This is a genomic window from Halorubrum sp. Boch-26 (assembly GCF_029889805.1).
Classification (GTDB): domain Archaea; phylum Halobacteriota; class Halobacteria; order Halobacteriales; family Haloferacaceae; genus Halorubrum.
Window position 1 is genome coordinate 31,284 of the sequence record NZ_JARANT010000012.1, and the last position, 12,541, is coordinate 43,824.

Below are 12,541 nucleotides of genomic sequence, written 5' to 3' on the forward strand. Positions count from 1 at the left end.
GCGTGGTGTGGGCCCGTCATACCGCGTCGTCCGCGATGCGGACCAGTTCGTTCAGCTTGGCGGTGCGCTCGCCGCCGACCGTGCCGGTCTTGATGTAGCCGGCGTCGGTCGCCACGGCGAGGTGTGCGATGGTCGTATCCTCCGTCTCGCCCGAACGGTGCGAGATGACGGTCTCGTACCCGTTGCGGGCGGCGAGTTCGACCGCGTCGAACGCGTCCGACAGCGTCCCGATCTGGTTCGGCTTGATCAGGATGCTGTTGGCCGCGCCGACGTCGATCCCCTCTTGGAGCCGCTCGACGTTGGTGACGAACAGGTCGTCGCCGCAGATCAGCGTCCGGTCGCCGACCCGGTCGGTCAGCGCCGCGAACGCCTCGTAGTCGTTCTCATCGAGCGGGTCCTCGACGTACGCGAGGTCGTACTCGTCGACGAGGCCGGCGACGTACTCGACCTGCTCGTCGGTCGATTTGGTCTCGTCGCCGTAGACGTACGCATCGGCGTCGTCGTCGTACAGCTCGGCGGCCGCCATGTCGAGCCCGAAGCGGATCTCGAAACCCACCTCGTCCTCGACGCGGTCGACCGCCTCCTCGACGACCTCGAACGCGTCGGCGTCCGAGATGGGGGGCGCCCACGCGCCCTCGTCGCCCTTCGCGGCCGGCACGCCGCGCTCGTCGAGCACGTCCGCGACCGCCGCGTGGACCGCGGCGTTCGCGAAGACGGCCTCCGAGACGCTGGGCGCGCCGACCGGCGCCGAGAGGAACTCCTGAATGTGGGTCGCTTCCTTGGCGTGCTCCCCGCCGCCGACGACGTTGCCGAGCGGGATCGGGAAGTTCTCGCCGCGGAACGCGCCCCCGAGGTGCTGGTACAGCGGTGCACCGAGCACGTCGGCGGCGGCCTTCGCGGCCGCCATCGAGATCGCGACCGCGCTGTTGGCGCCGATCGCGGAGAAGTCGTCCGTCCCGTCGGCCGCCCGGAGGGCGTTGTCGACGGCGCGCTGGTCGCCCGCGTACAGCCCCTCCAGCCGCGGAACGGCGTGTTCTCGGGCTTTCGCGATCGACTCGCTGGCGGGCAGTTCGATCGCCTCGTACTCGCCGGTGGACGCCCCGCTGGGCGCCGCCCCGCGGCCGAAGCCGCCGGACTCGGTGAGCACGTCGGCCTCGACGGTCGGGTTCCCCCGCGAGTCGAGCACGCGACGCAGCGAGACGCTGGTGATGCGGGTCATCAGTTGGACTCCCTCCGGACCGTGAAGGGGAGCGCGCCCGCGTCGTACTCCTCAGCGGCGACGAGGATGGGCTCCGTCTGGTCCGTGTCGATCAGCACGGGCGCCCCGTACGACACCTGCAGCGCTCGCGCGCCGAGGATGCGTGCCTTCTCGTATCGATTGTATCGCTGTGTTGACATTGTTACTGGTACGGGGAGACGACGTCGACGAGGTCGCGATGGCTGACTATCATCCGGCGGCAGCAGTGCCGGTCGACTCCGAGGTCGTCGAGCACGTCGCCCGGGTCCTCTTCGCCCTCGCGGGCGCGGTCCTTGAACTCCTCCCAGTGTTCGCCGATGACGTTGCCGCACGTGAAACACCGGACGGGGATCATCATGACTGGATCACCTCAGCGGTAGGACTTCTGGTAGCGGGCACGCGCGCCGGGTCCGCCCCACTTCTTGGGTTCGGACTGACGCACGTCGTTGACCAGCAGCGTGCGGTCGAAGCTCATGTACGCGTCGCGCAGCTCGGCGTCGCCGAGGTGCTGGACGAGACCGCGCGCGATGGCGGTCCGCGTCGCGTCGGCCTGGCCGCTGAAGCCGCCGCCCTCGACGTTGATGTCGATGTCGACGCCGTCGCGGAGCTCCTCGCCCGCGATGCGGAACGGCTCCATCATCTTGAGCCGTGCCTGTTCCGGTTCGACCAGCTCGACTGGCTGGGAGTTGATGCGAACGCGACCCTCGCCGTCGCGCACGGTGGCGCGGGCGACGGCCGTCTTCTTCTTGCCTGAGGTGTTAGTTACCATGTGACGTTGGCTCCCAGAGACTCGGAGATTGCCCCGAGCGTCGTGAACTTGATGTTCGAGAGGCGGTCGAGCGAGGTGCCGTCGAGGACCACGCTCTCGAGGTCCTCGTCGCGCTCGTAGGGGTTGCCCACGTAGACGCGGACGTTCGAGAACGCCTCGCGGCCGTCCTCCGTCTTGTACGGCAGCATGCCGCGGATGGCACGCTTGAAGATCCGGTCGGGACGCTTGGGGTAGTACGGCCCGCTGTCGGAGCCGAGCTCCGCACGGGTGTGGTACGTCTCCATCGTCGCCTCTTCGTTACCGGTGATGACCGCGCGCTCGGCGTTGACGACGGCGACCGTCTCGCCGTCGAGGACGCGCTGGGCGACCTTCGACGAAACGCGACCGAGGATGCAGTCGCGGGCGTCGACGACGACGTCCGCGTCGATTTTCGCGAGACTCATCGAATCACCCGGACGTTGCTGCCTTCGGGATTCTGTTCGACAAACTGTTCAAGCGACACCGCTTCGCCGGCCTGATCGATCTTCGTGCGGGCGGTGCCCGAGAAGTCGACGGCGGCGACGGTGACGTTCTTTTCGAGCACACCGCTGCCCAGCACCTTGCCGGGGACGACGACCGTCTCGTCTTCCTGAGCGTACCGCTCGATGCGACCCAGGTTGACCTCAGCGTGCGTGCGCCGTGGCTTCTCCAGTCGGTCGGCGACATCCTGCCACACGTTGGCACCGGAGTCACGCGAGACCGACTTCAGATCGGCGATGAGGTTCTGTAGTTTCGGATTCGTCTTGCTACTCATAGCTGTCTCTCCTGTGGTGGAGAGTTAGTGAAAACGGAGTGCAGGGAGCAGGATTTGAACCTGCGGACCTCTACAGGACAGCGCCCTGAACGCTGCGCCGTTGGCCTGACTTGGCTATCCCTGCGTGCACTCCTGCGTAATCCGGCTCCCTTCAAACCACTTTCGGTCCCGCCGTCGGAACGACCCGACGCGGGCCCGGAGCGACCCGACGCGTCGTCGGATCGGGACGCGGCGCCGCGGCTCCGTACAGGGGCGAGCGCCGGCCGCGTGATTCGAAGGTCCGTCATTACGTTAGACCGCGACTTTCGTCTGTAGTTCGTCCGCGCGCTCCTCGATGGAGTCGATCGCACGGAGCAGCAGTTCCTCGACGCTGAACGACCCGTCCGTCTCGATGTGGAAGACGAACGCGCCGGGGACGTCATCGACGCTGACCTCCTTCCCGGGGAACCGCTCCGAGAGGTCGTTGTCGAACTCGTCGGTGAGCTCGATTTCCCCCTCGGGCGTCTCGATGACGCCGCGGAGGATCCGTGGATCGTCGTCGTCGAACTCACCGAGGTCGCCCTCGACCGAGACGCGCTGGAGGTGGCGGTAGCCGACGGAGACGCCGCCCTGGTGTTTGGCGTGGTCCTTGCCGGTGTTCAGCACCGCGTCCGCCTCGAACTCCAGCCGCTGTCCCTCCTTCAGCTCGATGATCGGCACGTTGTCGTCGGCGACCTCGACGAGCGGGTCGGCGCTCTCGATGTCGCCGGAGTACGCCGTCGCCGGCCCCTCGACATCGAGCGCGAGGGTGACCTCGTCGCCGACCTCGAAGTCGTCGAGCGGCGTCTTCAGGGGCACCAGCCCCAGCCGAAGCCCGATCATCTCGTCGAACATGACGGAGGAGTTCTCGACGAACCGGACGGTGTCGATCGAGAACGTCGGGACGTCGGCGATCATCGCGCGGCGGATGCCGTTGGCGAACGCCGGGGTGAGCCCGCGGATCAGTACCCGCGCGCTGCGTTCGTCCCGTTCGACGTACTGGACGTCGAAGTCGTCTTCCGTCATATCAGACTCGCTTGTTCTTGGGCGCCTTCGTCCCGTCGTGCGGGATTGGCGTGACGTCCTCGATCCGGCCGATCTCGACGCCCGCACGCGAGAGCGCGCGGATCGTCGCCTGCGCACCGGGACCGGTGGACTTGTTGAGGTTGCCGCCGGGGCCGCGCACGCGAACGTGCACGCCCTCCAAGCCGGCGTCCTTGACGCGCTCGGCGACGACCTCCGCCATCTGCATGGCGGCGTACGGCGACGCCTCGTCGCGGTTCTGCTTCACCACGGTGCCGCCGGACGACTTGGCGATCGTCTCGGCGCCCGTCTCGTCGGTGACCGTGATGAGCGTGTTGTTGAACGACGCGTACACGTGGGCGATGCCCCACTTTCCGTCCTCGGATTCACTCATGGTTGGTTACTCCTGTGACTCCGCGCGCTCGGGGTGGAGATCGTCCGCGAGCGGGCTCGTCTCGTCGAAGGCGATGACGCCCTCGTCGTCCACGTCGACCTTCACCGAGGGGCGCGTGACGCGTGCGCCGTCGACGGTGATGTGGCCGTGAACGATGAACTGGCGGGCCTGCTGGGTCGAAGACGCGAACCCCTGCCGATAGGCGACCGTCTGAAGACGGCGCTCGAGCAGGTCGGTCACGTCCAGCGAGAGGACCGCGGAGATGTCGTCGTTGTCGCCGAGGATACCGATGCGGCGGAGTCGTGTAACGAACTCCGCGCCGGCCTCTTGGGCGGCGTCGACGTCACCCTGGGCCTCGCCGAGCAGGCGACGCGCCTCGCGTCGCATGCTGCGCAGCTCGGACTGTGCGCGCCAGAACTCCTCTTTGTTCTTCAGGCCGTACCGCGAGAGGAGGTCGGACTCCTCGGCGATGCGCTCGCCCTGGTACGGGTGGTTCGGCGTCTCGTAGCCCTTCGTGTTCTTGCCGGTGCTCATTCCTCGTCACCCGCTTCTTCTTCCGCCATCTCCTCGCGGATCTCCTCGACGTTGACGCCGATTGTGCCCTCGGACCGCCCCGTGGACTTCGTGCGCTGGCCGCGTACCTTCTGGCCGCGCTTGTGGCGAACGCCCTTGTACGATTCGATGACCTTCATCCGGTTGATGTCGTGGCGACGCTTCTCGCTGACGTCGGTGCCGACGAGGTGCGTCGTCTCTCCGGAGTAGAAGTCGTTCTGTCTGTTCGTCATCCACGACGGGACGTGGTCTTCGAGGTTCTCGGCGATGTCGACCACCGCGTCGATGTCACCCTCGTCGAGGAGCCCGAACGTGGCGTTCTTATCCACGTCGGCCTTCTCGGCGACCAGCCGCGCCGTGCGCGTGCCGATGCCGTCGAGTTCGGACAGGCTTCGCTCGACCGTCTTCGTCCCGTCGAGGTCCGCGCCCCCGATCCGGACGAAGTACTGGAGGTCTTCCTCCTCCTCCGGCGAGTCGTCCTGTGGTTCTTCCGTGCTCATGTGTTGGTTGTGGTGAGCCCTACCGGCGCGAATCCGGCGGTGCTCGGTCCGTTCGAGCGTTGCGGCGGGGATTTGAACCCCGGAGGCAGTGACGCCACAGAGTTAGCAACCCTGCGCCTTGGGCCGGGCTTGGCTACCGCAACTCGCGTCGTATCATCGCCCTCGTGGACTCGGGACCCGGCGCCCCTGCAGTTCGTGCATCCGTACGGTCCCGCTTTCGCTACTTAAACATCACGGAAGGACGGGGCGAGTGCGTCCCGTTCGCACGGGTGTGAAGAGTTAACACTGGAGATCGGGGATTCACCGAGTGCGGCAACGGGGATCCCGTGCAGCAACGGGGATACCGTGCGGCACGGGGGTTCCGTTTGGCGTACTGTTTAGTAGGTGCCGCGGGTGATCAGATCCATGAAGGCAGTCCAATTCGATTCACACGGCGACCGCGACGTGATCGAGTACGGCGAGTTCCCGGACCCCGACCCCGGTCGCGGCGAGGTCCTCGTCGACATCAAGGCGGGCGCGCTGAACCACCTCGACATCTGGACGCGTCGCGGGATGCCCGGAATCGACCTCGAGATGCCCCACATTCCCGGGAGCGACGCCGCCGGTGTCGTCGAGTCGGTCGGCGAGGGCGTGACGCGGTTCGAGCCCGGCGACCGCGTCGCCGTGAGCGCCGGCGTCTCCTGCGGCGAGTGCGAGTTCTGCCGCCACGGCGAGGAGTCGCTGTGCCCCTCGTTCCACATCATCGGCGAGCACGTCCGGGGCGTCCATGCCGAGCTCGCCGCCGTCCCGGCCGAGAACCTCGTACCGGTTCCGTCCGGCGTCGACTGGGAGACCGCCGGCTCCGCCTCGCTCGTCTTCCAGACCGCGTGGCGAATGCTCCAGACCCGCGCCGACATCGAGGCGGGCGAGAAGGTACTCGTGCTCGGCGCCTCCGGCGGCGTCGGCCACGCTGCCGTCCAGATCGCCGACCACGCGGGCTGTGAGGTGTTCGCGACCGCCTCCACCGAGGAGAAGCTCTCGCACGCCGAAGACTGCGGCGCCGACCACGTCATCGACTACGAGGCGAACGACTTTGCCGACGAGATCGCCGAACTCACCGGGAAACGCGGCGTCGACGTCGTCGTCGACCACATCGGCGAGGCCACCTACCCGAACTCCCTGCAGTCGATGGCGAAGGGCGGCCGGCTCGTCACCTGCGGAGCGACCACGGGCGGGAACCCGGACGCGGGACTCAACCGGATCTTCTGGAACCAGCTGTCGATCCTCGGCTCGACGATGGCGACGCCCGGCGAGGTCGACGACGTCTTAGAGCTCGTCTGGGACGGGACCTTCGAGCCGCACGTCCGCGACACCCTCCCGATGAGCGAGGCCGCGCGCGCCCACGAGATGATCGAGAACCGTGAGGGATTTGGCAAGGTAGTGGTTAGGCCGGACAGTGAGATCTGAGACCGACGCCGACGCGAACGGGACCGCCGACGGCACGACCGACGGCGGCTACGTCCACGTCCCGGACGGCGAAAGCGACGGCGAGAGTCCGGCCAGCGGAGAGCCGGAAGCCGACGGCTTCGGCCGGAAGGGATGGGCGCTGACGGCCGTGCTGTTCACCTGCGTCCTCGTCATCCCCGGCGTCATCTACGTCTACCCGTACGCCGCCGGCTGGTTCGGGCTCCCGTTCTTCGCGACGTACCTCGCGCTCCCGTTCGTCCCCGCCGTCCTGCTCGGGCTGGTCGCCGTCTGGTCGATGACCGCGGCGGTGCGGGACCGGTAGCGGGAGGCGGTCGCCGTCGCGGACCCGACAGCGGGACGGGCCCCCCGCGAGCGCCGAACGACAACCGTTTTGAACGCAACCCGCACAGTGGCTATATGTTGATCACCGTCTCCGGCCCGCCGGGCAGCGGGAAGAGCACGAACGCCGCGGGGCTCGCCGACCGTCTCGGCGTGGAGCACGTCTCCGGCGGCGACATCTTTCGCGAGATGGCGGCCGAACACGACATGACGCCGGTCGAGTTCAACGAGTTCGCCGAGGAGGAGCCGCAGTTCGATCGCAGGCTCGACGGCCGCCTCCGCGAGATCGCCGCGACCCGCGACGAGCTGGTTTTAGAGTCGCGGCTCGCCGGATGGCTCGCCGCCGACCACGCCGACTTCCGGTTCTGGTTCGACGCCCCGCTCTCGGTCCGCGCCGAGCGGATCGCCGACCGAGAGGGGAAACCCGTCGACCGGGCGCGAACCGAGACCGAGCGGCGGGAGGAGTCCGAACGCAAGCGGTACCGCGAGCTCTACGGCGTCGACATCGACGACCTCTCCATCTACGACGCCGCCTACAACACCGCCCGCTGGGGGCCCGAACGCTTCCTCGACGTGCTCGTCGCCACCGTCGACGCGTACGACCCCGCCGCCGACGAGGGGAAGGCGCCGATCGAAGGCGTGAGTTACGATTTCTGAATCCGCGACGATACGGCATCCACCAATGACAGACACAGCCGACCGATGACAGACACAGCCGACCGATGACAGACACAGCCGACGAATCCGCCGACCCCGCGGACGACCCCCTCCGACTCCCGCCCGGCGAGCGCTCGGTGCCCGAGCTGCTTCGGTTCGGCGTCGTCAACGTCGACAAGCCCGCGGGCCCCTCCTCGCACCAGCTCTCCGCGTGGGTCCGCGACGCGATCAACGACGCGCTCGCGACGCTCGACCCGGCGGGCGAACAGATCGACGGCGTCGCCCACGCCGGCACCCTCGACCCGAAGGTCACCGGCTGTCTGCCGACGCTCACCGGCGACGCGACCCGGGCGGCACAGGTCTTCCTAGAGGGGGGCAAGGAGTACGTCTCGGTCCTCGAACTCCACGGGTCGCCCCCGGGCGACTTCCGCGAGGTCGTCGACGAGTTCGAGGCGGAGATCTACCAGAAGCCGCCGCGGAAGAGCGCGGTCACTCGACGGCTCCGGACCCGGACGATCCACGAGCTCGACGTGCTGGAAGTCGCGGACCGGCAGGCGCTCCTCCGGATCCGGTGTGAATCGGGGACGTATATCCGAAAGCTGTGTCACGATATCGGTCTCGCGACGGGCGTGGGCGCCCACATGGGCCACCTCCGCCGGACCGCCACTGACCCGTTCGGCGACGGGGACCTCCGCCCCTTACAGGACCTCACCGACGGGCTCGCCTGGGCGCTCGAGGGCGACGAGTCGCTGCTTCGCGAGGTCGTCCGGCCCGCGGAGGACGCGCTGGTGCACCTCCCGTCGGTCACGATCGCGCCCTCGGCCGCGCGCAACGTCGCCACCGGCGCGCCGGTGTACGCGCCCGGCGTCATCAGCGCGGACGGTGTCGATACCGACGAGAGCCGAGAGCAGAACGGGGGCGGCGAGCCCCCGCTCGTCGCGTGCCACACGCCCGACGGCGTCGCGGTCTGTCTCGGTCGACTCGTCGGCGATCCGGACGCCGAGTCGGGCGTCGTCGTCTCGCTGGAACGCGTGCTTTTATAATCGCGCTCTCGCGCCTCCGGGTATGGACGACCACGAGGAGACGGGGAGCGGCGAGCGCGACGACGAGGCCGGTACGCGGGCGGCGCTCGGTACCGCGAGCGCCGCCCCCGGCGAGGTCGCCCGCGGCTGGTTCGAGGTCGCGGAGCTGCCCACCGGCGCCGCCGAGCGGCTCCCGGTCGTCGTCGCGAACGGTCCGGAAGACGGGCCCGTGCTGTGGCTCACGGGCGGCGTCCACGGCGACGAGGCGACCGGCGTCGCCGCCGTGCAGGACGCGATTTCGACGATAGCGAGAGACGCCCTCGCGGCGCTTTCCGGGACGATTGTCGCGGTGCCCGTCGTCTCGCCGGCCGGCCTGCGGCGGAACGCGCGGCACACGTACTACGCCGACGAGGACCCGAACCGGCACTTCCCCGACGCCGACGCGGAGTCCGCTCGTCCGCCGAAACTGCAGGAGCGGATCGACGCTCGGCTGTACGCCGCCATCACGGGCGGGGCGGTCGAGGACGCTACGGGCGTCGCCGGGCGCGACGATGCCGACCGCGACGACGCCGACCGCGAGCCGGTGGATCCACCGATCGCCGAGTCCGCGGGGACGGGGGTGGTCGCCGACGCGCTGATCGACTGTCACACCGCGGGCGTCGGCAGCGAGCCCTTCGCGATCCGCGACCGCGTGCTGTACGGGGAGCGCCGCAGCGAGGACGACGCGGTCGCGCTCTCCGACGAGATCGGTCGGCTCGTCGACGCCTTCGGCTTCCCGACGGTGCGCGAGTACCCGGCCTCGGAGTACGTGGACGAGCGCCTCCATCGCTCGACCGCGGGTGCCGTGCTCAACGAGGCCGGCATTCCGGCGTTCACCGCTGAACTGGGGGCACACAGCGTCGTCGACGACGGGTTGGTCGAGGCGGGCGTCGCCGGGATCTCCGCGGTCGCCGCCGAACTCGGTCTCCTCGCGGCCGGAGAGGTTCCGGAGGACGTGGGGCGGCCCGCGGACCACCTCGGTCCCGCGCCGGTCGAGTTCCCGGTGCGTCGCTTCCGCGGTCCGACGACCGACGACTCGGGGATCCTCCGGCACCGCGTCGCTGCCGGGGAGACGTTCGCTGAGGGCGACATCCTCGCCGACGTGGTCTCCGCGACCGGGGAGGAACGGGGAACGGTCCGCGCCGACCGCGACGGCTACGCGCTCGGGCGGACCGAGGGGCTGGCGGTCTACGAGGGCGATCCGATCGGCAGTCTCGCGGTGCGCGACGACGGCGACCTCGTGGTCCCGCGCGAGGACGACGCGTGAAGCGAAGTCCTTAATTACCGCACTCACATTTTTTCGCGTGCAGACAGGGACCGTGGGGTAGTGGTATCCTATGCGGATGGGGTCCGTATGACCTGAGTTCGACTCTCAGCGGTCCCACTTACTTTTCAGACCGAGAGCGGTGCCCGCGTCGGGAGTCGTGACCGCGGGCAGATCTCCGCCACCAGCCGTTCCAACTGTTCCGGCGGCACCGCGCCCCGGACCGTGCGCCCGTCGTACTCGAACGTCGGGACGCCGCCGACCCTCGGTCCCGGGCCTCGGAGAACGCGTCTCGGAGCCGCTCGCGTCGGTCCGCGTCCGCGACCGCGCCCCGTGTCTCGTCGCCGGCGAGTCCGACGGCGAACCATCGTCTCCAGCGGCGAGGTGTACGAGGAGGCGCCCCGCGGCTCGATCTGAAGAGTGGACGCGAGGAGTGACTCTCCGGAACCACTAAACGCCGCACCGACCTACCGCCGATAATGGTCGACTGGACGGAGAAGTACCGCCCGAGCACCCTCTCGGAGGTCCGCGGCAACGACAAGGCTCGGGACGCGTTCGCGGACTGGGCACGCTCGTGGGACGACCACCGCGAGGCCGTCGTCCTCCACGGGAGTCCGGGCGTCGGGAAGACGAGCGCGGCCCACGCGCTCGCGAACGACATGGGCTGGGAGACGGTCGAGCTGAACGCCTCCGACCAGCGCACCGCTAACGTTATCGAGCGCTTCGCGGGGCGCGCCGCGCGCAACGCGACCCTCGGCGGGAGCGCCGCGGGCGGCGGCGCGGCCGGCGGCGACACGGCCTCTCGCCAGCTCGTGATTCTGGACGAGGCCGACAACATCCACGGCAACTACGACCGCGGCGGGGCCTCGGCGATCACGAAGCTGGTCAAGGAGTCGGGCCAGCCCATCGTCCTCATCGCCAACGACTACTACGACATGGCGCGCGGGCTCCGCAACGCCACCCAAGAGATCGAGTTCCGCGACGTCTCCGCGCGCTCTATCGTCCCCGTCCTCCGGGATATCTGTCGGAAGGAGGGGATCGAGTTCGAGTCCGACGCCCTCCAGCAGATCGCCGAGCGCAACCGCGGCGACCTCCGGGGGGCGATCAACGACCTGCAGGCGGCCACGGAGGGTCGCGACGCGATCACGGTCGAAGACGTGGTTACCGGCGACCGCGACAAGGCGCTCGGACTGTTCCCGTTCCTCGACGCGGTGCTGAAAGAGGAGTCCGCGGAGGAGGCCCTCCGGTCGGCGTACGCCGTCGACGAGACCCCCGACGACCTCACGAAGTGGATCGAGAACAACGTCCTCGACGTGTACGAGCCGACCGAGGCGGTCCGGGCGTACGACTTCCTCGCGAACGCCGACGTGTGGCTCGGCCGCGTGCGCGCCACGCAGAACTACACCTACTGGCGCTACGCGACCGACAACGCGGCCGCGGGGGTCGCCGCCGCCCGCGACGGGACGAAGGGCGGGTGGACCCGCTACGGTCGTCCGCAGTTCTGGAGCTCCTCGGACGCGACCGCCGACGAGGTCGTCGGACAGATCGCGGCCGCCAGCGGCTGTAGCGTCGCGACCGCGCGACGCGAGGTGCTCCCATTTTTACAGGCCGTCACCCACCACTGCAAGCCCCGCGAGTCGACGGTCGCGATGGCGGCGGCCTACGACCTCGACGAAGCGGGCGTCGCCTTCGTCACCGGCTCCGGCGAGTCCACCAACAAGGTCGCGTCGGTCGTCGAGGACGCGCAGGCGCTCCGCGAGGAGCGCATGGAGGACCACGCCGAGGGCGCGTTCGCCGGCGGGGCGCGTGTGGCGGAGGAACCGAAAGGCGACGCGGAGTCGGGCGGCGGTGTCGGGAGCGCCGCGGGATCGAAAAACGGTGGAAACGGGGGGCTCGCGGACAACGGGACCGCGGACGACGACGCCGACGAGGCGGACGATGAGACCGAGGACGACGGGCAAGCCGGACTGAGCGACTTCGTTTGAGGACGCTGCGTCGCCCCCGGCGCTACTTCGTCGACGAGCCGTCGGATTCGGTCGCGACGTTCCCTCGGTCCAGTTCGGGCGAGCCGACCTCGTCGACGACGTCCACCCCGTGGAACTCGAAGCGCGCGCCGCCCGCCCGCCCCTCCGTCGCCGACACCGACCAGCCGTGGGCCTCGGCGACGCGCTCGACGATCGCGAGGCCGAACCCGGTGCCGTCCTCCACGGTCGAGTGGCCGGGCTCGAACATCGACTCCCGCTCCGAGGGGTCGATCCCGGAGCCGTCGTCCGCGACGTAGAACCCGTCCGGGAGAGAGCCGACGACAATCCGGAGGGACGCGTCCGCGGCGACGGCGTCGCCGATCGGTCCGTCATCGGCGCAGTCGAGCGAATCGGCGCCGTCGGCCGGGTCGCCGAACGTCGCGCGGATGATCTCGTTGCCGGAGTACGTATCGTCTCACACGGACACCTCGCCAGGGGGGGGGTCGTCGGGGGGCGCGTGGTGG

The 12,541-nt window shown here is 69.3% G+C and carries 18 protein-coding genes, 3 tRNA genes and 1 pseudogene; 8 read left to right on the plus strand and 14 right to left on the minus strand.

Translation table 11 applies throughout. The features are described 5' to 3' along the window. Positions 1–16: 16 nt before the first annotated feature. The 12 genes from eno to OQF71_RS03220 all read right to left on the minus strand — a co-directional run bounded on the left by eno (position 17) and on the right by OQF71_RS03220 (position 5,429). A complete protein-coding gene (gene eno, locus OQF71_RS03165; protein ID WP_280585754.1) occupies positions 17–1,219 on the minus strand; it encodes a phosphopyruvate hydratase in 1,203 nt (400 codons plus the stop codon). Beyond that, positions 1,219–1,398 carry a DNA-directed RNA polymerase subunit K gene (locus OQF71_RS03170; protein WP_144796561.1) on the minus strand — a complete coding sequence of 60 codons (180 nt, stop codon included), beginning with the start codon at positions 1,396–1,398 and terminating at the stop codon, positions 1,219–1,221. Before OQF71_RS03170 ends, eno begins: the two co-directional genes overlap by 1 nt. 2 nt (positions 1,399–1,400) lie before the next feature. After that, complete coding sequence (locus tag OQF71_RS03175) at positions 1,401–1,595, minus strand: DNA-directed RNA polymerase subunit N (protein ID WP_280585756.1); 195 nt, start codon at positions 1,593–1,595, stop codon at positions 1,401–1,403. A 12-nt stretch (positions 1,596–1,607) separates the two neighbouring features. After that, positions 1,608–2,006 (minus strand): 30S ribosomal protein S9, encoded by a 399-nt coding sequence (locus tag OQF71_RS03180; protein ID WP_280585757.1) that lies wholly within the window; start codon positions 2,004–2,006, stop codon positions 1,608–1,610. After that, complete coding sequence (locus tag OQF71_RS03185; protein ID WP_280585758.1) at positions 2,000–2,449, minus strand: 50S ribosomal protein L13; 450 nt, start codon at positions 2,447–2,449, stop codon at positions 2,000–2,002. The genes OQF71_RS03180 and OQF71_RS03185 overlap by 7 nt, the downstream gene beginning before the upstream one ends. Then, the gene (locus tag OQF71_RS03190) at positions 2,446–2,799 is read right to left on the minus strand and encodes a 50S ribosomal protein L18e (RefSeq protein WP_007999944.1); all 354 of its coding nucleotides are present in this window, start codon (positions 2,797–2,799) and stop codon (positions 2,446–2,448) included. Before OQF71_RS03190 ends, OQF71_RS03185 begins: the two co-directional genes overlap by 4 nt. A gap of 39 nt (positions 2,800–2,838) precedes the next feature. Further along, a tRNA-Leu gene (locus OQF71_RS03195) sits at positions 2,839–2,923 on the minus strand. A gap of 167 nt (positions 2,924–3,090) precedes the next feature. Next, entirely contained in the window at positions 3,091–3,843 is a 753-nt protein-coding gene (locus tag OQF71_RS03200; RefSeq protein ID WP_280585759.1) for a DNA-directed RNA polymerase subunit D, read from the minus strand. Between the two features lies 1 nt (position 3,844). Further along, positions 3,845–4,234 carry a 30S ribosomal protein S11 gene (locus OQF71_RS03205; RefSeq protein ID WP_004046448.1) on the minus strand — a complete coding sequence of 130 codons (390 nt, stop codon included), beginning with the start codon at positions 4,232–4,234 and terminating at the stop codon, positions 3,845–3,847. 6 nt (positions 4,235–4,240) lie between these two features. Beyond that, on the minus strand, positions 4,241–4,768 hold the full coding sequence (locus OQF71_RS03210; protein WP_280585768.1) for a 30S ribosomal protein S4: 528 nt from the start codon (positions 4,766–4,768) through the stop codon (positions 4,241–4,243). Next, a complete protein-coding gene (locus OQF71_RS03215) occupies positions 4,765–5,286 on the minus strand; it encodes a 30S ribosomal protein S13 (protein ID WP_280585769.1) in 522 nt (173 codons plus the stop codon). Before OQF71_RS03215 ends, OQF71_RS03210 begins: the two co-directional genes overlap by 4 nt. A 57-nt stretch (positions 5,287–5,343) precedes the next feature. Further along, a tRNA-Ser gene (locus tag OQF71_RS03220) sits at positions 5,344–5,429 on the minus strand. A gap of 262 nt (positions 5,430–5,691) precedes the next feature. On the opposite strand from OQF71_RS03220, the gene OQF71_RS03225 reads away from it, so the two are divergent. The 6 genes from OQF71_RS03225 (at position 5,692) to OQF71_RS03250 (ending at position 10,173) form a co-directional block, all read left to right on the plus strand. Continuing rightward, positions 5,692–6,732, plus strand: a complete 1,041-nt coding sequence (locus tag OQF71_RS03225; RefSeq protein ID WP_280585770.1) for a zinc-binding dehydrogenase — start codon at positions 5,692–5,694, stop codon at positions 6,730–6,732. Further along, entirely contained in the window at positions 6,722–7,054 is a 333-nt protein-coding gene (locus tag OQF71_RS03230) for a hypothetical protein (RefSeq protein WP_280585771.1), read from the plus strand. Before OQF71_RS03225 ends, OQF71_RS03230 begins: the two co-directional genes overlap by 11 nt. Positions 7,055–7,149: 95 nt before the next feature. Beyond that, positions 7,150–7,728: a (d)CMP kinase gene (gene cmk / locus OQF71_RS03235; protein WP_280585772.1), complete on the plus strand. Its 579-nt coding sequence runs from the start codon at positions 7,150–7,152 to the stop codon at positions 7,726–7,728. A gap of 65 nt (positions 7,729–7,793) precedes the next feature. Beyond that, positions 7,794–8,771 carry an RNA-guided pseudouridylation complex pseudouridine synthase subunit Cbf5 gene (locus OQF71_RS03240; RefSeq protein WP_280585773.1) on the plus strand — a complete coding sequence of 326 codons (978 nt, stop codon included), beginning with the start codon at positions 7,794–7,796 and terminating at the stop codon, positions 8,769–8,771. A 22-nt stretch (positions 8,772–8,793) separates the two neighbouring features. After that, positions 8,794–10,056 (plus strand): succinylglutamate desuccinylase/aspartoacylase family protein, encoded by a 1,263-nt coding sequence (locus OQF71_RS03245; RefSeq protein ID WP_280585774.1) that lies wholly within the window; start codon positions 8,794–8,796, stop codon positions 10,054–10,056. A 46-nt stretch (positions 10,057–10,102) separates the two neighbouring features. Further along, positions 10,103–10,173: transfer RNA gene (locus OQF71_RS03250), tRNA-Pro, on the plus strand. Between the two features lie 8 nt (positions 10,174–10,181). On the opposite strand, the pseudogene OQF71_RS03255 reads toward OQF71_RS03250, so the two are convergent. After that, positions 10,182–10,381, minus strand: a pseudogene (locus tag OQF71_RS03255) (hypothetical protein); the annotation flags it as partial. A gap of 151 nt (positions 10,382–10,532) precedes the next feature. Here OQF71_RS03255 and OQF71_RS03260 point away from each other — a divergent pair. After that, positions 10,533–12,038 (plus strand): replication factor C large subunit, encoded by a 1,506-nt coding sequence (locus OQF71_RS03260; protein WP_280585775.1) that lies wholly within the window; start codon positions 10,533–10,535, stop codon positions 12,036–12,038. A 22-nt stretch (positions 12,039–12,060) separates the two neighbouring features. Here OQF71_RS03260 and OQF71_RS03265 read toward each other — a convergent pair whose 3' ends face one another. Beyond that, the gene (locus OQF71_RS03265; RefSeq protein WP_280585777.1) at positions 12,061–12,285 is read right to left on the minus strand and encodes an ATP-binding protein; all 225 of its coding nucleotides are present in this window, start codon (positions 12,283–12,285) and stop codon (positions 12,061–12,063) included. Here OQF71_RS03265 and OQF71_RS03270 point away from each other — a divergent pair. Continuing rightward, on the plus strand, positions 12,268–12,541 hold a 274-nt coding region (locus OQF71_RS03270), incomplete at its 3' end, for a hypothetical protein (RefSeq protein WP_280585778.1). The genes OQF71_RS03265 and OQF71_RS03270 overlap by 18 nt on opposite strands.

What these genes read in the sequence shown, in the direction of transcription:
- eno (WP_280585754.1), bottom strand. Translation starts at nt 1,219, where the DNA reads ATGACCCGCATCACCAGCGTCTCGCTGCGTCGCGTGCTCGACTCGCGG.
- OQF71_RS03170 (WP_144796561.1), bottom strand. Translation starts at nt 1,398, where the DNA reads ATGTCAACACAGCGATACAATCGATACGAGAAGGCACGCATCCTCGGC.
- OQF71_RS03175 (WP_280585756.1), bottom strand. Translation starts at nt 1,595, where the DNA reads ATGATGATCCCCGTCCGGTGTTTCACGTGCGGCAACGTCATCGGCGAA.
- OQF71_RS03180 (WP_280585757.1), bottom strand. Translation starts at nt 2,006, where the DNA reads ATGGTAACTAACACCTCAGGCAAGAAGAAGACGGCCGTCGCCCGCGCC.
- OQF71_RS03185 (WP_280585758.1), bottom strand. Translation starts at nt 2,449, where the DNA reads ATGAGTCTCGCGAAAATCGACGCGGACGTCGTCGTCGACGCCCGCGAC.
- OQF71_RS03190 (WP_007999944.1), bottom strand. Translation starts at nt 2,799, where the DNA reads ATGAGTAGCAAGACGAATCCGAAACTACAGAACCTCATCGCCGATCTG.
- OQF71_RS03200 (WP_280585759.1), bottom strand. Translation starts at nt 3,843, where the DNA reads ATGACGGAAGACGACTTCGACGTCCAGTACGTCGAACGGGACGAACGC.
- OQF71_RS03205 (WP_004046448.1), bottom strand. Translation starts at nt 4,234, where the DNA reads ATGAGTGAATCCGAGGACGGAAAGTGGGGCATCGCCCACGTGTACGCG.
- OQF71_RS03210 (WP_280585768.1), bottom strand. Translation starts at nt 4,768, where the DNA reads ATGAGCACCGGCAAGAACACGAAGGGCTACGAGACGCCGAACCACCCG.
- OQF71_RS03215 (WP_280585769.1), bottom strand. Translation starts at nt 5,286, where the DNA reads ATGAGCACGGAAGAACCACAGGACGACTCGCCGGAGGAGGAGGAAGAC.
- OQF71_RS03225 (WP_280585770.1), top strand. Translation starts at nt 5,692, where the DNA reads ATGAAGGCAGTCCAATTCGATTCACACGGCGACCGCGACGTGATCGAG.
- cmk (WP_280585772.1), top strand. Translation starts at nt 7,150, where the DNA reads ATGTTGATCACCGTCTCCGGCCCGCCGGGCAGCGGGAAGAGCACGAAC.
- OQF71_RS03240 (WP_280585773.1), top strand. Translation starts at nt 7,794, where the DNA reads ATGACAGACACAGCCGACGAATCCGCCGACCCCGCGGACGACCCCCTC.
- OQF71_RS03245 (WP_280585774.1), top strand. Translation starts at nt 8,794, where the DNA reads ATGGACGACCACGAGGAGACGGGGAGCGGCGAGCGCGACGACGAGGCC.
- OQF71_RS03260 (WP_280585775.1), top strand. Translation starts at nt 10,533, where the DNA reads ATGGTCGACTGGACGGAGAAGTACCGCCCGAGCACCCTCTCGGAGGTC.
- OQF71_RS03265 (WP_280585777.1), bottom strand. Translation starts at nt 12,285, where the DNA reads ATGTTCGAGCCCGGCCACTCGACCGTGGAGGACGGCACCGGGTTCGGC.